The 23,305-nt window shown below is 47.0% G+C and carries 18 protein-coding genes and 3 tRNA genes; 7 read left to right on the top strand and 14 right to left on the bottom strand.

Annotated features, from left to right (window positions below; all coding sequences use genetic code 11):
- The first annotated feature begins 12 nt into the window (after nt 1-12).
- The 6 genes from RBK99_RS10865 (at nt 13) to bfr (RBK99_RS10890) (ending at nt 5,217) form a co-directional block, all read left to right on the top strand.
- Nucleotides 13-954 (top strand): CorA family divalent cation transporter, encoded by a 942-nt coding sequence (locus RBK99_RS10865; RefSeq protein ID WP_317504629.1) that lies wholly within the window; start codon nt 13-15, stop codon nt 952-954.
- A 101-nt stretch (nt 955-1,055) separates the two neighbouring features.
- Nucleotides 1,056-2,927, top strand: a complete 1,872-nt coding sequence (locus RBK99_RS10870) for an acetate--CoA ligase (RefSeq protein WP_317504630.1) — start codon at nt 1,056-1,058, stop codon at nt 2,925-2,927.
- Between the two features lie 36 nt (nt 2,928-2,963).
- A complete protein-coding gene (locus tag RBK99_RS10875; RefSeq protein ID WP_317504631.1) occupies nt 2,964-3,938 on the top strand; it encodes a calcium/sodium antiporter in 975 nt (324 codons plus the stop codon).
- Between the two features lie 77 nt (nt 3,939-4,015).
- Nucleotides 4,016-4,240, top strand: a complete 225-nt coding sequence (locus tag RBK99_RS10880) for a (2Fe-2S)-binding protein (RefSeq protein WP_317504632.1) — start codon at nt 4,016-4,018, stop codon at nt 4,238-4,240.
- Nucleotides 4,241-4,273: 33 nt separating this feature from the next.
- Nucleotides 4,274-4,750, top strand: coding sequence for a bacterioferritin (gene bfr / locus RBK99_RS10885; protein ID WP_317504633.1), 477 nt, complete (start codon nt 4,274-4,276; stop codon nt 4,748-4,750).
- A complete protein-coding gene (gene bfr / locus RBK99_RS10890; RefSeq protein ID WP_317504634.1) occupies nt 4,750-5,217 on the top strand; it encodes a bacterioferritin in 468 nt (155 codons plus the stop codon). The genes bfr (RBK99_RS10885) and bfr (RBK99_RS10890) overlap by 1 nt, the downstream gene beginning before the upstream one ends.
- A gap of 60 nt (nt 5,218-5,277) precedes the next feature.
- Here bfr (RBK99_RS10890) and RBK99_RS10895 read toward each other — a convergent pair.
- From RBK99_RS10895 to RBK99_RS10920, 6 genes are all read right to left on the bottom strand, one after another.
- Nucleotides 5,278-5,365, bottom strand: a tRNA-Ser gene (locus RBK99_RS10895).
- A 46-nt stretch (nt 5,366-5,411) separates the two neighbouring features.
- On the bottom strand, nt 5,412-7,043 hold the full coding sequence (locus tag RBK99_RS10900; RefSeq protein ID WP_317504635.1) for a methyl-accepting chemotaxis protein: 1,632 nt from the start codon (nt 7,041-7,043) through the stop codon (nt 5,412-5,414).
- A 119-nt stretch (nt 7,044-7,162) separates the two neighbouring features.
- Nucleotides 7,163-7,822 carry a gamma-glutamyl-gamma-aminobutyrate hydrolase family protein gene (locus RBK99_RS10905; RefSeq protein ID WP_317504636.1) on the bottom strand — a complete coding sequence of 220 codons (660 nt, stop codon included), beginning with the start codon at nt 7,820-7,822 and terminating at the stop codon, nt 7,163-7,165.
- A complete protein-coding gene (locus tag RBK99_RS10910; protein ID WP_317504637.1) occupies nt 7,795-8,772 on the bottom strand; it encodes an amidoligase family protein in 978 nt (325 codons plus the stop codon). Before RBK99_RS10910 ends, RBK99_RS10905 begins: the two co-directional genes overlap by 28 nt.
- Nucleotides 8,765-10,150 (bottom strand): M28 family metallopeptidase, encoded by a 1,386-nt coding sequence (locus tag RBK99_RS10915; protein ID WP_317504638.1) that lies wholly within the window; start codon nt 10,148-10,150, stop codon nt 8,765-8,767. The genes RBK99_RS10910 and RBK99_RS10915 overlap by 8 nt, the downstream gene beginning before the upstream one ends.
- Nucleotides 10,151-10,243: 93 nt before the next feature.
- Nucleotides 10,244-12,157 carry a PilZ domain-containing protein gene (locus tag RBK99_RS10920; protein ID WP_317504639.1) on the bottom strand — a complete coding sequence of 638 codons (1,914 nt, stop codon included), beginning with the start codon at nt 12,155-12,157 and terminating at the stop codon, nt 10,244-10,246.
- Between the two features lie 68 nt (nt 12,158-12,225).
- Here RBK99_RS10920 and RBK99_RS10925 point away from each other — a divergent pair, with 68 nt between their 5' ends.
- Nucleotides 12,226-13,068, top strand: coding sequence for an SDR family oxidoreductase (locus RBK99_RS10925; protein WP_317504640.1), 843 nt, complete (start codon nt 12,226-12,228; stop codon nt 13,066-13,068).
- A gap of 33 nt (nt 13,069-13,101) precedes the next feature.
- On the opposite strand, the gene RBK99_RS10930 is transcribed toward RBK99_RS10925, so the two are convergent.
- The 8 genes from RBK99_RS10930 to tolB form a co-directional block, all read right to left on the bottom strand.
- On the bottom strand, nt 13,102-14,523 hold the full coding sequence (locus RBK99_RS10930) for an FAD-dependent oxidoreductase (RefSeq protein WP_317504641.1): 1,422 nt from the start codon (nt 14,521-14,523) through the stop codon (nt 13,102-13,104).
- Entirely contained in the window at nt 14,523-18,989 is a 4,467-nt protein-coding gene (gene gltB / locus RBK99_RS10935; RefSeq protein WP_317504642.1) for a glutamate synthase large subunit, read from the bottom strand. Before gltB ends, RBK99_RS10930 begins: the two co-directional genes overlap by 1 nt.
- Before the next feature lie 139 nt (nt 18,990-19,128).
- Nucleotides 19,129-20,169, bottom strand: a complete 1,041-nt coding sequence (gene nadA / locus RBK99_RS10940) for a quinolinate synthase NadA (protein WP_317504643.1) — start codon at nt 20,167-20,169, stop codon at nt 19,129-19,131.
- Nucleotides 20,170-20,258: 89 nt separating this feature from the next.
- Nucleotides 20,259-20,334: transfer RNA gene (locus RBK99_RS10945), tRNA-Lys, on the bottom strand.
- Between the two features lie 31 nt (nt 20,335-20,365).
- Nucleotides 20,366-20,441, bottom strand: a tRNA-Lys gene (locus tag RBK99_RS10950).
- A gap of 128 nt (nt 20,442-20,569) precedes the next feature.
- The gene (gene ybgF, locus RBK99_RS10955) at nt 20,570-21,283 is read right to left on the bottom strand and encodes a tol-pal system protein YbgF (RefSeq protein ID WP_317504644.1); all 714 of its coding nucleotides are present in this window, start codon (nt 21,281-21,283) and stop codon (nt 20,570-20,572) included.
- Nucleotides 21,284-21,356: 73 nt separating this feature from the next.
- Entirely contained in the window at nt 21,357-21,893 is a 537-nt protein-coding gene (gene pal / locus RBK99_RS10960; RefSeq protein ID WP_317504645.1) for a peptidoglycan-associated lipoprotein Pal, read from the bottom strand.
- A gap of 51 nt (nt 21,894-21,944) precedes the next feature.
- The gene (tolB, locus tag RBK99_RS10965; protein WP_317504646.1) at nt 21,945-23,294 is read right to left on the bottom strand and encodes a Tol-Pal system beta propeller repeat protein TolB; all 1,350 of its coding nucleotides are present in this window, start codon (nt 23,292-23,294) and stop codon (nt 21,945-21,947) included.
- Between the last annotated feature and the right edge of the window lie 11 nt (nt 23,295-23,305).

Consider the following 23,305-nt stretch of genomic DNA (forward strand, 5'->3'; position numbering starts at 1 on the left):
TGCGAGGGTTTTATGGACTTTTTAATTGACGCCTGGGATTTCAGTCAGCATCCCGCTCAGCAGATTCTGTCACCAACAACGGCTTCAGAAAATACCTGGTTTCACTTTCAGCGCGACGCAGAAGGTCTGACTGAATGGTTAACTCAAGCGGGCATACCCGAGCCACTGATTGATGCGGTACTTGAAGAGGATACCCGCCCAAGATTCCAACGCCTGCCCGATGGTTTTATGCTGCTATTGCGAGGCGTCAATTTACACACTGGAGAGTCCCCGGAAGATATGCTCAGCTTGCGTATCTTGTATTACAAAGGCGCACTATACAGTTTTCGTAAACGCCCTTTTCTATCGATAGCGAAGTTACGCGAGCAACTACAGCAACACGCGGGTCCCGAGTCGTTGCATGATTTCATCGTCGCACTTATTGAACAAATTAACCTTCGCATCGAAGACGTTGTCTCTTCCGCAGAAGACCAACTTGGAGCCATTGAAGCGGAAGGATTCGATAACACCGCATCGGTCCAGTTAAAGCTCACAGCATTGCATCGTCGCTTGTTGCGCCTCAATCGCTTTATTCGTCCGCAGCTAGCAGCGTTGGAAAAGCTCAGCACCGAAACTGAACGCGTTATGACGCCAGAACTGCATCAATGGTTAGTCAACGAACGCGATACTACTCAACGCCTTTTTGAGCAAATAGACTTAATGCTTGAGCAAGTCTGGATGCAGCGCGAACAATTGCAGCAGGCGATAGCAGAAAAAATGAACCGGAACACGTACTGGCTGTCCGTTATTGCCGGTGTCTTTTTACCACTGAGTTTCTTAACCGGGGTGTTCGGAATAAATATCGGTGGCATGCCGGGTGTCGACAACGATAACGCATTCATGATTTTTTCCGGCGCTTTGGTCATTATTGCCGTGGTTGAGTTCTTGCTATTAAGACGCCTGAGATTTTGGTAATACTGAGCTGTACCACCAGCGCTTAGACCTAAGTCGAATAGGAAATTTAAGTCAAACGAATATGCTTAAGGGCTCTGCATAAAAGGATTTGAGGTAGTGCGATGCAACCCTATAAAAAAATTTACTCAGAAGCTCAACAGGATCCTGAAGGTTTTTGGCTTGAGCAAGCGCGTCGTTTAGATTGGTTCACCCAGCCCAAAGTAGCAGCTAACGTCAGAAAAAACGGCATGGCGGACTGGTTCCCTGACGGCGCTCTCAACGTTAGTTATTTAGCTCTTGATGCCCAAATAAACGCAGGACGCGGAGAGCAGGTAGCACTTTATTACGACTCCCCGGTTACTCAAAGTAAAGCAAGCTATACCTTTAATGAGCTGCACAAGCAGGTTTCCTGCTTTGCCGACGTTTTAAAGCAGCAGGGTGTAGAAAAAGGTGATCGGGTTATTATCTATCTACCCATGATTCCTCAAGCTGCTATTGCAATGCTCGCCTGTGCACGAATTGGAGCGATCCATTCTGTGGTTTTTGGCGGTTTTGCTGCACACGAACTTGCGGTTCGTATTGACGATGCTGCACCTAAACTTATCATCACTGCCTCTTGCGGCATTGAAGGTACGAAAGTTTTACCTTACAAACCCATTGTCGATAAAGCACTGGCGGAAGCTCAGCACAAACCCCGCACTATTGTTTATCAACGGGAACAATGCCAGGCTGAGATGCAAGAGGGTCAGGACACCGATTGGGAACACGCCCTCACAACAGCCCGTTCCGCGGAAGCGGTACCTTTACCGGCAAACCACCCTCTATATATTCTGTATACTTCAGGCACAACAGGTAAGCCCAAAGGGGTGGTGCGTGATCACGGTGGCTATGCCGTCGCTCTGAACTTCTCAATGAACTATGTGTATGGATTAACTCCTGGAGAAGTCTTTTTCACCGCATCGGATGTCGGCTGGGTTGTCGGTCATTCCTATATTGTTTATGGTCCACTTATTTTCGGTTGCAGCAGTGTTCTTTATGAGGGTAAACCCGTTAATACACCTGATGCCGGTGCCTTCTGGCGAATCGTTCAGGAGTATAAGGTTAGCGCCATTTTCTCTGCACCCACCGCGTTCCGGGCAATAAAAAAAGAAGACCCTGAAGGCAAGTTTATTCAACAATACGATTTAAGTTCATTACAACGCATTTATATGGCCGGAGAACGTCTAGATCCTGCTACTTATGAATGGACAACAGAACTCACTGATTTACCCGTTTATGACCATTGGTGGCAAACCGAAAGCGGTTGGCCAATGTGCGCCAACCCTGTGGGGGTTGAAGCCGCTAAGGTAAAGCCGGGCTCCTCTACATTTCCTGTTCCGGGTTACGAAATCAGTGTACTGGACCCTCTGGGCAAAAGTTTAGGCAGCAAAGAGGAAGGCGCTATCTGTGTCCGCTTACCCTTACCTCCCGGCTGCTTAACGACAGTCTGGGGCGATGAACAGCGCCTGCAAAGCAGTTATCTAAATGCCTTTCCAGGTTACTACTGCAGTGGCGACGGCGGCTATATTGATGAAGATGGCTATGTTTTTATTATGGGCCGCACGGACGATGTCATTAACGTTGCCGGTCACCGGTTATCCACCGGCGAAATGGAAGAAATTCTTGCCAGTCACAAAGACGTGGCTGAGTGTGCCGTGGTTGCCCAACCCGATGAACTCAAAGGAGAGTTGCCCGTTGGCTTTGTTATTCTAAAAAATTCAGCCATCATCAGCCATGAACAATTACAGCAAGAACTCATTCAGTCTATCCGTAACGAGATTGGGGCTATAGCCTGTTTGAAAACCCTACATATTGTTCCCAGGCTGCCTAAAACTCGCTCGGGGAAAATACTACGTAGGCTTATCCGCCAAGTGCTGCAAGGCGATGACGTGGCCGTACCTTCAACCATTGACGATCCAACAAGTATTGATGCTATTAAGGAAACTCTGCGTTAAACTAGCGCCCTTTCTTTTTAACGGGAACAGGGTGTTATGACATTATCGATTGTTGCGGTCATTCTGGGGTTAGCGGTTTTAGTCTGGAGTGCTGACCGCTTTGTCGAAGGCGCAGCCGCAGTAGCAAGACATTTGGGCATGGCGCCATTAGTCATTGGCATGGTCATTATTGGCTTTGGTACATCAGCCCCCGAAATGGTGGTGTCAGCTTTAGCCTCTATGCAAGGTAATCCTGCATTGGCGCTTGGTAATGCGTACGGCTCCAATATTACCAATATCGCCTTAGTGTTGGGCATAACCGCCATGTTAGCGCCTATCGCGGTTCAGTCGGTGGTTATTCGTCGGGAAATGCCAGTTTTAATCGCCATTACGTTAATGAGTGCATTGTTTCTTCTCGACTACCAAATCACGCGTTTTGAAGCCATTCTCCTACTCGTCGTTTTCTTTGCCTACATGGCCTGGTCAGTCTGGATCGGCTCAAAAAATAGTGGCGATAATTTGGCAGTGGAATATGCCGAAGAACTGGATTCACACCCTCTTCCCATGAAACCGGCTATTACCTGGCTGGTTATTGGGTTGGTCTTGTTGATTATCAGTTCTCGTGCATTAGTTTGGGGCGCGGTAAACATCGCCGTATCACTGGGGGTCAGCGATTTAGTCATAGGCCTGACCGTAGTAGCCATTGGTACTTCCCTACCTGAGTTGGCTTCAGCCATTGCGGCAACTCGCAAAAATGAGCACGATTTAGCGCTGGGTAATGTTATTGGCTCTAACATGTTTAATACCCTGGCAGTGGTCGGTATCGCCGGAGTTATTCAACCAGTGACACTTGAACCTTTAGTTTTAAGCCGTGACTGGGTCGCAATGGCGATATTAACTGTACTATTAATGGCATTTGGTATCCGCAAAGCCAAACAAGGGCGTATTAACCGAGTGCATGGCTTTATTTTCATCTGTCTGTACCTGCTTTATACCCTTTATTTGCTCAAAACGGGCTTTATTGCAGCCTAGAAACAACAATCAAAAGACACTATTGCAAATCGTTCGCATTTAACATAGACTATCTTCACTAACTGAGGTGATAGTCTATGTATGTGTGTCTTTGTAAAGGTATCAATGATAAAGCCATTCATCAGGCCGTAATTTCTGGTGAGGTCAACTCTATGCGTGACTTGCGCCAGCAATACGGTGTCGCCTCTCAGTGTGGCTGCTGTAAAAGCTGTGCCAAAGACGTTCTCCATGAAGCATTAGAACAACGATCAAATCAAGCAGGTAAAGAGGCTCAACTTCCGGTTTCCGTATGCTACACTTAATTCATACTTAATGAATTAAGGAGTAATACGGCTATGAAAGGTGATGCCAAAGTCATTCAGCAACTGAATAAAATACTGACGCTCAAACTTACCGCCATTAATCAGTACTTTCTTCACGCCCGCATGTACCGTAATTGGGGTTTCGAAAGCTTAAACAAACCCGTCTATACCGCCTCAATCAATGAAATGAAACACGCTGATGTTCTTATTGAGCGTATTTTATTTCTGGAAGGTATTCCCAATTTGCAGGAACTCGGGAAATTATACGTAGGTGAAGACCCGAGAGAGATGCTGGAACTGGATCACAAAGTTCAGTTTAATGACGTCAGTGCAATTCGCGAAGCCATCAAGGACTGCGAGCAACATCAAGATTATGTCAGTCGCAACGCCCTGCGAGACATTTTAGATTCTCAGGAAGAGCATTTAGACTGGCTTGAAACCCAAATTGATCTCATATCCCGTCTGGGCAATGAAGTCTACTTGCAGACCAAAATTCAAGGAGCTGAGTAATGCAAAGAGATAACAAAGTTGTTGAGCAGCTCAACCGTCTTCTGGCTTTTGAGTTAACGTCTATTGACCAGTACACCTCGCATTCCCGCCAGTACGAAGATATGGGTTTAATGAAGTTGTATGAGCGCATTAATCATGAGATTGATGATGAGCGAGGTCACGCTGACTTACTTATTCGTCGAATCCTGTTCCTGGAAGGTAAGCCCAATATGAGTAACCGTGAACCACATACTATTGGTTCCGATGTACGGGAAATGCTCACTAATGACCTACAGCTTGAACACAATAACGCAAAAACATTGCGTGAAGTGATTGAGTACTGCGAAGAAGTTGATGATTACGTTACCCGTGAAATGCTGGTCGGTATTCTAAAAGACACTGAAGAAGACCATGCTTACTGGTTGCAGATACAGCTGAACTTAATGGATCGCTTGGGTGAAAAGCTTTACTTACAAGGCATGATGTAAACCTAAGCTTCTTTATCTCCCAAAAACAAGAAACCGCCTCAAGGGCGGTTTCTTTATATCTGGCGGAGAGAGAGGGATTCGAACCCTCGATACGTTGCCGTATACACACTTTCCAGGCGTGCTCCTTCAGCCACTCGGACACCTCTCCAGAACGGCCGCTATGGTAGGGGTTTTGGCCGTTCTAATCAAGGGGTTTAAGCAATTTTAAAGCGCTTCATGCCATTATTTAATCGTTTTGCCAGTTCGTTGAGCTCTCGGCTGGCTTCGCTGATTTGCTCTGAGCCTGCGGCGGTTTGTTCGGCAGCCTCAGTAATTGACGTAAAGTTTTGATTGATCTCTTCCGCTACGGCAGTCTGCTCTTCTGCGGCTGTCGCTATCTGTGCGTTCATATCACTCATTTTAGCGACTGAGCTGTTCACCGCATGTAAAGACTTTCCTGCAGAACGTGCTTGGTGGACACTCTCTGCTGCTTTCTCACGCCCTTTGTCCATTACCAGAACCGCATCGCTGGCACTGCCTCGCATGGTTTCAATTAAACTCTGAATGCTGCGAGTTGAGTCCTGAGTACGATTGGCCAACGCTCTGACTTCATCAGCAACCACTGAGAAGCCACGCCCGTGCTCACCGGCACGAGCAGCCTCAATGGCCGCATTTAATGCCAATAGGTTAGTCTGGTCAGCAATGCCTTCAATAACTTCCAGCACCTTATGAATTTCGGCTGTATTGTCCGACAACTCACCAATGACCTTTGCTGCACCCTCAACCTGGTTGGCCAGTTCTTCAATAGAGCGAACCGTAGCTTCAACCTCGCGGCTGCCCTCTACCGTTTCTTTATCGGTATCATCGGCTAATTGTGCTGCCTCTTCTGTATGTTGTGCAACTTCACGGACCGTTTGCGACATTTGGTGTATCGCAGTAGCTCCCTGAGTGGTTTGTTCCTGCTGCTGCACCACTAACTGCTGATTATTATTTGCCGTTTCTGAAAGCTCATTAGATGAGTTTAAAATCGTATCGGCGGATTCATTCACGTCTTGTAAAATAGTCCGAAGCTGGCGAACCATACGGTTCACGTCGGCCATCATACTGTCCTCATAGCGAGTATGAGTGGATACCGTTAAATCACCATCCGCAATTTTCTGCAAAACATGGGCGGCCTCTTCCGGCTCACCACCTATAGTGTGCGTCAATTTAACCACTATTTGCCATGCTACTAATGCACCACTCAAAATCGCAAACGCAGTCACCCACCACATTAACGTGGCAAAGTTTTCACTGCGACTCATCACATCTTCAGTGCCTGCAGAAATACTTTGTTCTTGATAGTCGATAAAAGCATTTATCCGATTTAACCACTCGGCATAAACGGGCGACAATTCATTAAGGACATATTCCTGAGCTTGCTGACGCTGGCCGGACTTTAGCAACCGCTCGGTTTCATCGGCAGCGGCAAGACCCGCGGTTTGTATATCCTCTATCTCACTTAATAATTCGCGCTCTTTACGGTTAACCAGCTCATCATTAGAGAATATGCCACTCATACCGCTACTTGCCTGGCTATAGTTAGACTTTAGATCGGCAATCAGTTGGCGTAACGGGGTTCTTTCTCCCGCCTTTTCGACCAAAACTAAATCTCGAAGCGCAATGGCCCGGTCGTGGACACTGCCACGGAAGTTAATTGCAAACCGCTGCTTTTCACTTCCCACTTCATTAACTCTTACCAGAGTTTTGTCAATTTCACCCACCTGGTAGGTGCCGACGATAGTCGTTATAACGAGTAACAGCAGAATAAAAGCAAACCCTGCATACAAACGATTTGCGATGGTCATTAAAGAGCTCCAAAAGATAATGATAATTCATTTTTAAGTTATTGAACGATTATACAGGTTACGCTTTAGGAAGGATCAAAAAACAGATGAATTAAGATAGATATAATCGAATTGTTCAATTATTGCTTAATCAACCACCGAAAAATTCGAATTTGACTGGGGACGTAAAATAAATATTCGGGGTGCCATTGCACGCCGATAATGCACTGCTCACCTTGGCCTTCGGAGGCCTGTAGAAAACCGTCAAGGTCCCAGCCCACAGCGACCATGCCAACTCCGGTTTGTTTTACAATTTGTGAGTGTAGGCTATTAACTCTCAGTTTTTTCTTTTTACAGACTTTCGCCAGTAAGCTTTTCGGCTCTAGAAACACTTGCTTGGTTGGCAATAATCCGGGGCGATTATAGGTTAGCTGTCGCAGCTTTCGAATATTTTGGTCAAGCTCACCGCCCAATACAACATTGATCAATTGTGAGCCGCGACAAATTCCTAATAGCGGCTTACTATTTTCCAGAGCCCAACGTATCCAGTCGACCTCCAGTGCATCCCTATCCGGGTCGTATTCGCCATCACGCTCCGGTGGCTGGTTATATTGCGAAGGGCTGATGTCGTCACCTCCTCCAATAATCACCGCATCAATATTTTTTTGCTCACAGCTGTGCCTGACGCTAGCACGCAAAGGCTTGGCTCCAAGACAATGAAGAATGAGCCAAGTACACCACCAAGAGGGAGACCAGCGTCTGGCCGTTCCCGTTACAACCACTCGCGGTCTTTGAGCCATTGCTCCAACCTTTCTTTCCAGTCTTTTTCAGAGACGCCTATCAAAGGGCGTTCGGCATCAATAAACGCTTGCTTCCAATAATCCAGTGCCTGCTGATCATTCGCCAGAGCATCGACCACCCACCACATTTTCCAGGGCTCTGTTAATTGCCAGTCAGGATGTTCCAGTTGGCAATTGGGCAATCGATAATGGAATGTAGGACGCGCTTTTATTTTATTATCATCGACAGTCGACATCACCTTTTCTTCATCTAAAAAGGCGAACAGGGGCAACATATCCAACGCCCGGTTCCGGGTAGCATTGTGCTTTAAATAATCGCTGATAAGTTGCTCTTGGTTCACACTGTGCTGCTTGGCTAACAGTCGAGTGTAAGCTTCAGGGTATTTATCAATATAGGGGCTGAGCTTGCGCGTGGTATCGACACAGTGTGCTTCAACCAACCACCACTGCAATAAGGAAAATGCTTGCAAGTAACGTAATACGACGTTGGCATCTAAAGATGGCACTTCAGGGTTAATGTGAACACCATAAGCGGCTATCCAGGATTCGTCAGTGCCCTTTGCTCCAGCTTCTCGCAATGCATCAATCAACGGAAGTAATTGCTCACATTGTTTAAGTGTCAGGGGCGGACAAACAATTTCGATAGGTACCAGATTCTCCGCCAAGTTGCCCAGCTCTCGCACCCAGGCCGACTTATCTCCACCTTCCGCTTTTGCTTTTCGTTTTAAATAGTCCCAGTCAATTTCAACTTTAAATGAACCAAGCCCATCCACTTCAATTTCTTGCTCTGCTTTGGAAGCAGAAACCACCCTACCCGGCAACTCTTGTTGCAGAATATGAACGGTCTGCTCCAAAGTTAAACCACTAAATTCGAGTTCAAAACCAACCCTCCGGTCTTCTCCCTCATAATTTAGTGGCTCAGTTAATACTTTAAATGACGTACTACTCAATAGAGAATGTCCCCGCTGGTCCCGGAAATACAACCGGACTCTCAAAACCATCGTTACTTACACTAGCTACACCAAAAATGTAATTATCGATCACGATATTTTCCAGTGTGTATTCGGTTACATTACCAACGTAACGGCTGAACTGCCATTGCGGGGCGCTGGTTAAACGCCAGTAAATTTTATAGCCCGCTATATTCGCTTTGTCTTCGGGTTGTGCTGTCCAGCGTAGTGTCGTGTCGGGTTGAACCGCACCTTCTATTTCCACTTCTGCGGGCGGTCTTGGAGCCCAGGACATACCAGCCATAGCAACCGCATTTAGTGCAGTCAGCTTCGCCGCATAATCAAAATTAACACCATCGATGGTGTCACCATACTTAATGCCATCCTCGACACGTAAATCCTGATGTTGACGATTGTAGTTTTCGTTAGTTTCCATAATACGAATACCAGCATAACCTAAATCGTTAAAAGGTCGATGGTGTCCACCACGACCGAACCGGTCTAAGCGATAAATCACCATAGTATCTAGATTGGTAATATAACGATCAGCTACAGTATCAATGTAACGTGCTAAATTACGTGAAGGTGAATCGTTTTCGCCGCCGTAAAAACGACGCATGGTTGCTTCACGATCCGATTCGTTCATACGGGTGCCTTCCGCGAAAATACGAGCGGTGCTGTTATTAATGACCCCGTTAACACCTTCAATATTACCTATCATGTCATTATTCAAAACGCCGGTAAGAAACCAGCCTTCCTTTTTTATTTTCTCCGCCAGGATTTTCCCGCCAAACAAGCCTTGTTCTTCGCCAGCCAAAGCAGCATAAACGATAGAGCCGTCAAACTCGTACTGAGTTAACACTCGCGCAGCTTCCAACGCGCCGGCAACACCAGAGGCGTTGTCGTTTGCACCAGGAGCATCCGAGGTGTAATCCATAACGTCACTGACGCGTGAGTCGATATCACCGGACATCATCACATAACGATTAGGGTCTGTTTTTCCTCGCTGGATAGCAATGACACTTTTTACCTCAACCGGGTTTGGTATGCGCTCTTCCCCCGAAATAGTGTCGCTCACGTACATCACTTCCAGACAACCACCACAAGCTTCAGATATTCGTTCAAATTCAGCAAAAATCCAGCGTCTCGCAGCACCAATACCCCGTGTGTCTGATTCTGTTTCCGACAGCGTATGGCGCGTTCCAAAATCCACTAAGGTCCGAATGTCACTTTCAATTCGATCGGCCTGCGTCGCATTCGCTATTTCATGTAGCTTTTCTTGTTCCTTATAATCAATACCGTCCTGAGCGATTGCGCTCAATGGCAGTGCTAAACCAAAACTCACCGCAAGCAACGGATTTGCCCATGATTTCAACATAATTGAATACCTGTTAATAAATGAACGTTTTTCGATTATGCGACAAATAGCCGGCGATGGAAAGACACGCCAACTATCGGCAACAAGGTGTTTTCAAGATTTTGCAGTTAACTCCGCCAACTCAGTTAACGCCTGCGTCACGTCAGTTAAGGTTATCACTGCTTGTAACTGCCTGAAGCTATTTTCAAGCTCCCGTGCACGATGCGGTAAATAGCGTTGAATATACGACAAGTCAGCCATTAACTCTTCTGAGAGTTCACCTTTGCAGGGCTGGCCAGACACCAGTATTGCGAGAAAGTTATGGTCCTCATTAAGAAAACGAATGTATTCGGCAGCCTCCTCAAAACTCTCATAATCATGAAGATAGCGACCTATAACGCCCTCTCTTTGTGAGGTTTTAGTGACCCTTAACAATAGTATACGACATGACAGCTTCTCATTCGGCGGCAGGCGTCGCAGCGCCTTTCTTAATTCGGAACTGAGACGAGAGCCGCCCATGATTCTGTCGCCATTAGCCAACCAAAAATCCGTTTCGCTGAGCACCTTTGAAATACCGTCAGCTACGGGCATCAAACCGGCAAGCTTCGGCTCCCAGTCGACGGTGTCTCTGTACAAAAAAACAGCATTCGATAGAACCTGCCGAAAAATTTCTTGCGTTACGGAACCTTCATTGCTCAGTACTTTGCAAGCAAGTTCATTCGCCCCTTTGGTACGGTAATCTTGCAATACTGGCAGTTGGGTTTTGCCTGCAGAACGCTCACACCAAAGCGGTGTTCTTATGGCGTTTAATTCAGCATAAGTCCATTGTTTCTCTCTACAATAAGTTAATGTAAGCTGGTACCAACGCACTCCATAGCCAGCCGCCCGTAACTCATTAAGTGTTGCTAACAGGCTCGTTTCCTTTTTCAGGGCTTGAAAAGGCAGTAAGTACTCGCGCCAAATTTTATTCACCGGCAGGCTAATACGAAAGAAAAGCACTTGCTTACGCGTCACTTCCCGTAAATTACGTAACTCATGAATTACAGATTGCACCCAGGGCTGTTCAATAAGTTCTGCAATCAAATCGTTTTGATGCTGTTGCCAGCTGTTCAGCAACGCTTGATTGCCATTTGTTTTAACCACAACACAGCTTGATGACTTATCACTGAGTAGTATTGGTAGCGCCTGAATGGCTTCAAGCCAACATCGTTCATGTCCACGCGCTATAACACGCTGAGCGATGTGATCGACATTCACCTTATATCGTCGTCTGAATTTGGCCAGCATTGATGAAAGAAATTGACTGAGAGCATCGTCACTCGATTCATTCAAACGCTTTAAACGTAAATACACACACACATCGTTTTCTTTGACCCCAACCACTCGGTATTCGTATTCTTGGTCTCCGTCAAATACAAAATCGTCAGCAAGCCCGGAAAAGCAAACTTTAATACGTCCATGTTTTAAGCCACTTAATTGAGGTTCAGGACTCAGTTTAAGCTGTAAGCCATCGATTGAAACATCCACAGTCATTGCTTTAAACTGCTGATTATCTGCCAGTTTCATTTTAACCGATGTCACCATGTTCATACGTTCCTCATTCCGAACGTATGAACGACCGGCAACAAAACTGTCTAATGCTTTATCCTGTTTTTCTTGAGCCAGGGCCATACTTTCGGCCAACTGCTGATGGTGTTCTTTTAATGCCAATATTTTTTGCTTGGTATCGTTTGTAAAAACGCCTTTATAAAGACGGAGCCCTTCTTCAAATAGCCGCCTGGCAGCTAAATCGAAGTAGTGCGTTCGCCCCTGGAAGGAATAGGGCTTAACCTCAGCGGGGATTTTTTTGCGCAAATCGACAACACCCAAAGCAGGCTTCGCTAGCTCATTGATTCTCATACGGGCCTGAAGCTTTTCCGGCCCGGAAAGGTGCTTTGTTTTGCGTTTAAAAAGAGACTCGAATTGAGAGCGATGGTAATCTGTTTTAAGCTCATCAATCAGGGTTTCTACGGAGGCATCACTGCTCATAATGGGCTATCGGTAAGTCTTATTATTTAACTCAACATTTTATTTACATTAACGCTATTAGGATCTTCATGCAAACGCTTTTACTTGGTTACGGTGATATTGCAGACCGTGTTGCACAACGGCTTCGCACAACGACAAGTCAAATTACCGGAGTGTGTCGAAATCCGGCTAATAAGCCAGTTCGTGATGGTGTTAAATTACAGGCGGCTGACGTAAACAACGAACAGGAACTTTACCAACTGTTTGAGCAACACTGGGATAACGTTATTATTACCCTCACTCCGGCAAATAACGCGGAGGACCGTTATCATCAAGGCTATGTGGTTCCCTGCCGCCACCTACAGCAAGTGTTATCACAACAAACTCATCAACCTCATATTATTTACGTTTCCAGTACTGGAGTTTACGCACAACGTAACGGCGAATGGATTGATGAAGACAGCGAAACAGCTCCCACTGCCGACTCAGGTAAGGCGTTACTGCAGGCTGAGTCTCTTATTCAATCATTACCCGGCCAGACAACCGTTCTTCGTTGCAGCGGTATTTACGGAGAGGGACGTGACTTTTTATTGCGCCAGCTTTGTGAGGGTAAAGTGCAACTAAGAGATAGCTGGACAAACCGGATACACCAGGATGATGTCGCTGGCTTTATTGCCCATTTACTGACTCAGGTCAGCCAACCCCATCCTCTATACTTAGTCAATGACGATGAGCCAGTGAAACAATATGAAGTTTATCAGTGGTTAGCCCAACAAATGAACCTGACGCTCCCCAGCGAGATTGATACTAATGTTGGGCCCAGGGGATCGAAGCGCTGCCTCAATACCCGATTTAAGGAAAGTGGTTATCAGCTTCAGTACCCTAGTTTTCGTGACGGTTACGCACCTGTTATTGACCAGTGGCGGCGCTAATAGCGCTGCCGCTGCTTACCCGTTACGGTTCAGTTACAGTGTGTCAAAGTAGTCAAGCATTCCCTCTGCCGCATTGCGTCCTTCCGCAATGGCGGTGACAACTAAATCGGCGCCACGCACCATATCGCCGCCGGCAAAAACTTTCGGATTACTGGTTTGCATCGCAAATTCGGTATCGCCGGTGGCGAGCACCGTACCCCAGTCACTCAATTCCACTTTGTGTTGTTGTAACCATTCTGGTGGGTTGGGCTGGTAACCAAAAGCAATAATCACCGCAGTGGCGGGCATCAAAAATTCTGATTCAGGCACCTGCTGCGGTCTGCGTCGACCATCTTCGTCAGCCGGGCCAAGCTCCGTTCGGACCATTTTCACACCGCTGACTTTACCTTCACCGTCGGTTACGACTTCTAATGGCTGCAGATTAAATTCAAAAGATACACCCTCTTCGCGAGCGTTTTGAACTTCTTTGCGTGACCCCGGCATATTCCCTTCGTCGCGGCGATAAGCGCAAACAACTGACTTAGCCCCTTGCCTTATTGAAGTTCTGACGCAATCCATAGCAGTATCGCCACCACCAAGTACAACAACAGTCTCGTCTTTAACGTCAATAAGTGGATATTGAGACATGGGTTCGTGCGCCATGAGTTTCTGTGTATTGCCAATCAGAAATGGCAAGGCAGGATAAACTCCTTTTGCATTCAACCCTTTCAGTTTCCCATCCAGTGCTTTATAAGTTCCCAAAGCTAGAAATACTGCGTCGTATTCTGCTTCCAGCTCAGCAAAGCTGATGTCGTTACCCACTTCAACACCCAATTTAAACTCAATACCCATGTCGGTAAATATTTCACGGCGTAACGTCATTACCGCTTTATCCAGTTTAAATGGCGGAATTCCGTAGGTCAGCAGTCCACCAATCTCCGGGTAGCGATCATAAACCACAGCTTTGACACCGTTACGCGCTAATACATCAGCACATGCCAGGCCAGCAGGTCCGGCACCAATGACGGCAACTCGCTCCTGGCGCTGAGTGACTCCGCTTAAGTCCGGACGCCAGCCCTGCTTAAAGGCTTCGTCGACCATTTGCTTTTCAATACTGCCAATGGTCACTGCGCCAAAGCCGTCATTGAGCGTGCAAGCCCCCTCACACAGGCGATCCTGAGGGCATACCCTGCCGCAGATTTCAGGCAAACTGTTGGTTTTATGCATCAGCTCAGCCGCTTCTATAACCCGCCCTTCGTTTGCCAATTCCAACCACTGGGGAATGTAATTATGCACTGGGCACTGCCACTCACAATAGGGGTTGCCGCAATCCAGGCACCGATCAGCCTGACCTTGTAACTGCACATCCGGCATAGGGTCGTAAACTTCTTTAAATTCAATGCGGCGTTCTTCAACCGAGCGTTTCGGCGGGTCAATGCGTTGCACGTCTAAAAACTGATAGATATTTTTGTTCATTACATCACCTGCACTCGTAATTCTGCGGTCGACCGCGCTCTATGCCCAAGCAGCTCTTTGACATCTGCGGATTTCGGTTTCACGATATAAAAGCTACCGACAACCTGCTCAAAATCACGCAATAGCTCACGGGAGTACTCGCTACCTGTCGCTTCGTGATGCTCATTGATTAGACCGCGTAGATGCTCTTGAATAATTGGAGTGTCCAGTGGAACCGCCTCAACCAGTTCGTGGTTAAGCCGGCGATGTAAATCACCATCGTTGTCTCTTAAATACGCAAAACCACCGGTCATGCCGGCACCAAAGTTAATGCCGCAGTCACCTAATACCACCACAATCCCGCCGGTCATGTATTCGCAACCGTGATCACCAATACCCTCTACCACAGCGGTAGCGCCGGAATTTCGCACGGCAAAGCGCTCGCCAGTGCAACCTGCCGCATAAAGTTTTCCGCCTGTGGCGCCATACAAACAGGTATTCCCCATAATCACGGACTCATGAGTCTTATAACGACAACCTGCAGGAGGTTTAATGGTGAGCTCTCCACCGGCCATACCTTTGCCCACATAGTCGTTTGCGTCCCCTGTCAGGTGCAGCTTTAATCCCCCCGCATTCCAGGCACCAAAACTTTGTCCGGCGGTACCAATAAAACCTAACGTAATGGGTGCAACCGCCATTCCCTGGTTTCCATGCTGGCTTGCGATGTAGCCAGATACACTTGCGCCGACCGAACGGTCATCATTGCGAATAGTGAGAGACCAGTGCCCCCCGCTGCGCGTATCAATGGAACCTTTGCACAGCGCGAGTAAACGCTGATTCAATTTACCTTCATCAAAAGGTGAATTTTTGTGCGTGCAATATAGCGCGTGATTCGAGCGAACTCCGGCTGAATCCAACAGAGCGTTCAACTGCAACTGTTGCTGACGTTTGGTTTCACCTACCAGACGCTCCAGCAGATCGACCCGTCCGATAGCATCGGTCAGCTGAGTCAAACCCAGAGTCGCCAAAATATCACGGACCTCTTCAGCCATAAATTCAAACAGCTTAACCACACGCGCCGGTAAACCCGAAAAATGTTCGCGGCGCAGCGTTTCATCCTGTGTCGCCACACCAGTCGCACAGTTATTCAGGTGGCAAATACGTAAATATTTACAGCCCAGCGCAATCATCGGTGCGGTGCCAAAACCAAAGCTCTCAGCACCTAAAATTGCCGCTTTTACAATATCCATGCCGGTTTTCAATCCACCATCCACCTGCAGCCGAATCTTGTGACGTAAATTATTTGCCACCAGGGCTTCATGCACTTCGACCAATCCCAGTTCCCACGGAGAGCCCGCGTATTTTACCGACGTCATTGGGCTTGCACCGGTTCCGCCGTCGTAGCCGGATACGGTAATTAAATCCGCATAAGCTTTAGCGACACCGGTGGCAATGGTGCCAATTCCGGGGGTCGAAACTAGCTTCACCGAAACCACTGCTTTTGGATTGACTTGTTTTAAATCAAAGATCAGCTGGGCTAAATCTTCAATCGAATAAATATCATGATGCGGTGGCGGCGATATCAAAGTAGTGCCTGCCACGGCATAGCGCAACTGAGCGATTTCAGCCGTGACTTTCTCACCGGGCAACTGTCCACCCTCGCCGGGTTTAGCGCCTTGAGCAACTTTTATCTGAATAACATCGGCATTCACCAGATAATGTGGCGTCACACCGAAGCGACCAGATGCCACCTGCTTAATACGGGAATTTTTCGGGCTGTTGAACCGCTTGGGATCTTCTCCCCCCTCTCCCGAGTTAGAGTGGCCGCCTATTTGGTTCATCGCGATAGCAAGTGCTTCGTGTGCCTCCGCGCTCAATGCACCGATGGACATAGCCGCCGTATCAAACCGCTGGTACAAACGTTCTTTGGATTCAACGTCGTGTTTTTCAATGTTAGGCGTCTCAGGTAGCCTAATATTGAGTAAATCACGCAGGTGAGTGACCGGTCGCTGATTTACAAACTTCGCATAGACATTGTAGTCTCGCTGTTCTCCGCTAATGACGGCTCGCTGCAACGCGGTGACAACATCTGGGTTATAAGCGTGATACTCGCCCCCGTGTACGTATTTTAGTAGTCCACCCTGGGCGAGAGGTTTACGTTTTAACCAGGCTTTATGGAAGCTTTGTTGCAGATCCTGCTGAATATCCTCGAAGCCCGTGCCGTCTATCCGTGCCGGCACGTTAGCAAAACAACAGCGGCGAACGTCTTCATTCAACCCTACCGCCTCAAATAATGAGGAACCTCGATAACCTGACACGGTAGCGATGCCCATTTTTGACAGAATTTTCAGGAGGCCTTTATTGAGACCTTGCCGGTAATTTAACAGCGCTTCCCTAATAGCCAATTCGATTTTTCCTCGGGCAACAAGTTGCTCGACTGATTCATAAGCCAGGTAAGGGTATACTGCCGTGGCTCCCAGACCAATCAGGACCGCGATATGATGGGGGTCGCGTGCTGACGCTGTTTCAATAATAATGTTCGAATCACAGCGTAAATCATCTGCAATTAAAGCCTGCTGAGTTGCCCCCACAGCCATCGCTGCAGGTATCATCAATTCTTCCGGCTGCAAATTTCTGTCACTCAGTATCAGAATGACCGTTTGCTCATCCTTAACCGCACTTTTCGCGCGTTCAACCAGGTTCTCAATCGCTTGTTTTAAATTGCACTGTTCAGGTCTAAAGGCCAGCGACAAGGTTGTTGCCCGGTAGTGTTGTGCATCCAGTTCGCGCAGCTGCTTTAAATCGGTGTACATTAAAATTGGAGACTCGAACACGACTCGGTCAGCGTCACCGGAAGCCTCATTAAACACGTTGTGCTCCCGGCCAATAATAGTGGAAAGCGACATCACGTGACGCTCACGTATCGGGTCAATGGCCGGGTTTGTTACTTGTGCAAACTGCTGTCGGAAATAGTCGTACAGCAAACGAGGCTGCTTTGACAGCACAGCGGTTGGCGTATCGTCTCCCATTGATCCGACCGCTTCCTGACCATCTTTAGCCAACACACTGATAATTTGCTGTAATTCTTCTTCAGAATACAAATAAGCTTTGTGAAGAATCAGCATAGTTTCATCGTCATACAAACGCTTACCCAGCTTATCGGCATGACTCCGCTCAAAGGGTATCAAATGACGGCGATGTTGCTCCAACCATTGCTTATAAGGGTGACGTTGCTTCAACTCCTCTTCAATCTGATCGTTGTACCAAATCTTTCCGGTGTAGGTATCTACCGCCATCATTTGACCCGGACCTAAGCGCCCTTTTTCAATCACTTCCTGCTCATCGTAGTCCCAGATTCCAACTTCGGAGGCTACCGTCAAAATGCCGGAACGAGTCAAAATATACCGAGCCGGACGCAAACCATTTCGGTCCAGACTGCAAGCTACGTGACGCCCGTTGCTCATCACAACACCAGCAGGTCCGTCCCAGGGTTCCATATGCAGAGAATTAAATTCGTAAAAAGCACGCATTTCATCTGACATGGTTGCGTCACCCTGCCAGGCTGGAGGAATTAACAATCGCATAGCCCGAAATAAGTCCATCCCTCCGGCTAATAAAAGCTCCAGCATATTATCCAGCGATGCAGAGTCTGAGCCCGACAAACCCACTAACGGTTTAGCTTCTTGCAGATCAGGCAGTAAAGGAGTCTGAAATTTGTAAGCCCTGGCCTGAGCCCATTGCCGGTTTCCCCGTATGGTATTTATTTCCCCGTTATGTGCGAGAAAACGAAAAGGCTGGGCCAGAGGCCACCGAGGCTCAGTATTGGTCGAAAACCGTTGATGGAAAACACAAATAGAGGTTTTCATCTCAGAATCTGCTAAATCGGCATAATAGGCTGGTAAATCCGCCGCCATCATCAACCCTTTATAGACCAGCACCAAGCTCGACAACGAGGATATATACAGTTCATCCTGATTGGGAATGTGCTTTTCAATACGTCGTCTTGCCATGTACAAGCGTCTTTCTAAATCTTTCTTTCGCCAGCCCGGAGGCGCGGAGACCAACACTTGCTCTATCATCGGCTCAGAGGACTTTGCTCCCTCCCCTAATACATCATTGTTCACCGGCACTTTACGCCAGCCAGTCACGGCTAAGGTCTCTTGTTGGAGTTCTTGTTCAATCAGCTGACGTGCCGCCTCTCGTTTGTCTTTATCGCGGCTGAAAAAAACCATACCAACGGCAAATTTCTTGCTCAGCTGCAGGCCTTGCTTTTCTGCAAACTGACGGAAAAATTGCTCCGGCATCTGTAACAGCAAACCGCAGCCATCACCGGTTTTTCCATCGGCACCAATGCCACCCCGATGCTGCATACGGTCCAACGCCTTAACAGCGGTAGAAATTAACCCTTGTTGCGCTTGCCCATTAATATTAACAATAAGGCCAAAACCGCAGTTGTCGCGCACTTCAGCTGGATCATAAAGTCCCATGCCTACACCGTCCGAATAATTATTCAATAAACTTAGATTAGCATGCACTTGTTTACTTCGGTAGGTGATGTATTTATGCCGATTATAAATACCTTGTATAAGGCAGGAATTAAAAAGGCTCCCGAAGGAGCCTGTTTCATTATTTTAAGCTTGCCGCAAATTCGAGCATTCGATCCAGTGGCACCATGGCCTTTTTGCCTAAGGCTTCGTCCACCTGTATTTCGTGAGCCTCACCACCTTCTGCCAGAGCTTCTTCTATCGCTTTCAGACCATTCATTGCCATCCATGGACAGTGTGCACAACTACGACAGGTTGCGCCATTTCCAGCGGTCGGGGCTTCGATAAACGTCTTGTTCGGTTGCAGCTGCTGCATTTTGTAAAAAATGCCTTTGTCCGTCGCCACAATAAACGTCTCGTTAGGCAGTTCCTGACTGGCTTTTATCAATTGGGAGGTGGAACCCACAGCGTCCGCAAGCGCTACAATATTTTCAGGTGATTCAGGGTGAACAAGAACAGCGGCTTCCGGATGAAGTTTCTTCATGTCCAGCAGAGCTTTTGCTTTAAACTCGTCGTGCACCACGCAGGCGCCTTGCCATAACAGCATGTCTGCGCCTGTCTCACGCGCAATATAGCCGCCTAAGTGGCGATCGGGAGCCCACAGTATTTTCTCACCTTTGGCATCCAGATAGTCAACAAGCTCAAGCGCCATGCTCGAGGTTACAACCCAATCGGCCCGCGCTTTAACCGCTGCAGAAGTATTAGCGTAAACCACAACAGTTCTATCAGGGTGCTGGTCACAAAATTCAGCGAATTTTTCCGGAGGACAGCCCAGATCGAGCGAGCATTCCGCTTTTAACGTCGGCATGAGCACTTGCTTATGAGGTGTTAATATTTTTGCGGTTTCCCCCATAAAGCGAACACCAGCCACAATCAACTTCTGAGCAGAGTGGTCACGACCGAATCGCGCCATCTCTAGCGAGTCAGCAACACAACCGCCAGTTTCTTCAGCTAACGCTTGAATATCGGGGTCGGTATAGTAATGAGCTACCAACACAGCATCTTCTTCAATCAAAAGCTGCTTAATACGACTGATTGTTTTTGACTTATCTTCTGCGCTTAGCGGTTTAGGCTTTGGCGGGAAAGTATAGTCGAGGCTGTCCAGTGTTTGAATTTCGGTCATGATACTACGGCTTAATTTCCAAGTGTTCTTGATATATTGGGATTATTATAACTGAATTCAAGAGAGGCTTGTAGCTATGTCATTGGAAGTGGTGGGTTGTGCAGGATTCGAACCTGCGACCAATTGATTAAAAGTCAACTGCTCTACCAACTGAGCTAACAACCCGTACTTGGATAGATATTTTTTATTGGCGACGTGGTGGGTTGTGCAGGATTCGAACCTGCGACCAATTGATTAAAAGTCAACTGCTCTACCAACTGAGCTAACAACCCAACGCCAATAATGTTACCAATTCTGCTTGGCAACGGCGGCATAGTTTACTGAAATAGTGCGGTTATGCAACTGAAAATTGAAAAAAACCGTGCAACTGCTTAATTCACGAACACATGTTGCAGACTTGTTATTTATTTAGTCGTTGTTTGGCTAAATTTGCTTCAGTGCTATCTGGGTATTGTTCAATCACTTGCTTGTAATACGCCTTCGCATCTGCCGTTTTACCCTGCTCACTAGCAATTGCTCCCAGCTTCAATAAGCAGTCGCCTCGTTTATTACTGTCGGGGTATTTATTAACCACAGTTTCGAAATGCTGTTTTGCTTTATCATATTGGCGTTCGGCAAAAAACAATTGCCCTAGCCAATAGTGAGCATTAGGAACATAGGTCGAATTTGGAAAGTTCTTCAGAAAGGATTCAAATGCAGGTATCGCAGCATCGTAGCGCTTATCTTCAAGCACTAAAGCGATAGCTTCATCATAAGCGTCATTCTCACTCAAGTTCTGAGAATAGCCGCTGCCGTCAGTTTCTGTTGGAACCTGCTTAAGGTTATTGTAATTACTACCAGCATTATCAACTTGGCTATTGGTGTCTTTTAAATTACTAAAACGACGATCAATTTCCTGATACAGCTCGCGCTGACGTTGTAATAACTGCTCGAGACGGTACTCATGTTCTTCAGTTATTCCTCTTAACTCAGCAACATCTTGCTGCAAAGAGTTTAACTGATTAAGCATCTCTAGCTGAGCACCTGAACGCGCTTCGAGCATGCGCTCAATTTGCGATAGTCGTTGCTCAACACCACTCGACGATGACAATCCAGAAACAGGTGCCTGGGCCATAACAGCCCCAGGCACACAGAAACATACAGCTAACAGCGTTTTTCTCATGAACTACCCGTTCGTTTATCTTAGATTAATAAACTAATACAGCGCGACGGTTTTTCGCGTATGCGCTTGGATTCGATTCGTTAATCAACGGCTTCTCTTCACCATATGAAACCGTAGAGGTTTGAGAATCCTGAACACCTAAGTTTTGCAGGTAGTCTTCAACGGCCTGAGCACGACGCTCACCCAGTGCAATGTTGTACTCTGGAGTACCGCGTTCATCGGTGTGTCCTTCGATAACAACTTTCACTGATGGGTTTTTAACTAAGTAGTCAGCATGCGCGGCTAACAGGTCAGTGTATTCAGATTGAATATTAGACTTGTCGAAAGCGAAGAAGATCATGTGCTCTTTACGCAACGCTTCCATTTTTTCCTGACGCTGTTCTTCAAGTTTTTCTGCTCGTTCTGCTGCACCAACTTCAACACCAGAGTCTTGCTCTGCTTGTTGATTTGTCTCTTGGCTTGTGCCCGCACCTGAATCGGTTTCTTGGTTTGAGCTACAAGCGGCCAGAGTCGCCATTGGTACAACGATTGCCAGAGCTTTAAAAAGTTTAGTAAGCTGCATCCTTTTCGTCCTTATCGTTTTATCGAACAATTCAACCATTCAGGCTTTGTTTTACATAAATGGCGACCAAGCCGGTGATTTAACCTCACCGTCGGTTGCCGGTAATCGTGCTTTAAAGCGTCCATCGGTAGAAACCAACGCCAGTACTTGCTTATTGTTATGCGTTGTACTGTAAATGACCATACTGCCATTTGGCGCCATACTCGGTGACTCATCCAGCGACGTCTTTGTCAAAACTTGCATCGGTCCACGCGGGAACTCTTGCTTAGCAATATGATAGTTGCCCCTCGTGCGGTTAACCAAAATCATATCATTGCCTGATGGCGATACTGTACCACCTAAGTTTTGTTCACCTTCAAACGTTAACCGTCGAACCTGACCCGAAGATAAATTTACGCTATATAGTTGTGGTCTGCCACCTCTTTCTGAGGTAAATACCAAAGATTCACCATCAGGTGTCCAATTAGGTTCTGTATCAATCGTACGACTCCGAGTAATACGTTGCAAGTCCTTAGTATTAATATCCATTACATAAAGTTCAGGATTACCATCTTTTGATAGCACCATAGCTAATTTATCACCATTAGGCGAGAAAACCGGGTTGCCGTTAATGCCTGGATACGAGGTGAGCTTTTCACGCTCAGTGGTGTAAATGTTTTGTAGAAAAATTTCTGCCGTTTTATTTTCAAAACTAACGTACGCAAGCTGAGTCCCATCCGGAGACCACGATGGTGACATCAAAGGCTCGGGACTACGAAGCAGAATTTTCTCATTGGCCCCGTCGTAATCAGCTACCGCTAATTTATAAGGATAACGGTCATCATAATTAACCGTGACATAGGCAATTTTGGTCATGAAAGCGCCCGGCTCGCCGGTCAACGCTTCATAAACCACATCGGAAATTCGGTGGGCGTACGTACGAAATTGATCGCCATCAATTACGCTGGAGCGCGAATCTAAAATATGATCATTACTTTGCACAAGATCACCATTGCGTAACATTTGTGAGTCACCGCCGGTAATCTGACCTCTCAGTACATCGATAAGCTCAAATTTGACCATGTATCGATCGACCGAATAAGGCTCTATCGAACCCACCAAAATTGCTTCAACACCCAGTTTTGCCCAAGTCGAATAATCAATATCCGCACCTTTTACAGGACGCTGTGGCATGGCGCTTAAAGGAATAGGATTAAACTTACCACTACGCATCAGGTCCGCCGAGATAACGTCAGTCAGTCCGCCTGGGGCTTCTCCTTCACCCTTCCATTGAAAAGGAACTACCGCAATCGGGCGTGCTGTATCAATACCTTCCGTGATGACGATTTCGAGTACCCCCGCTCGAGCAAAAGAGCTGAGCGCGATAAAGAGTAATATGCTGTTAATTAATATTTTTTTCATCGGTCACCTTG

This window comes from Idiomarina solivarensis, assembly GCF_033052755.1.
Classification (GTDB): domain Bacteria; phylum Pseudomonadota; class Gammaproteobacteria; order Enterobacterales; family Alteromonadaceae; genus Idiomarina.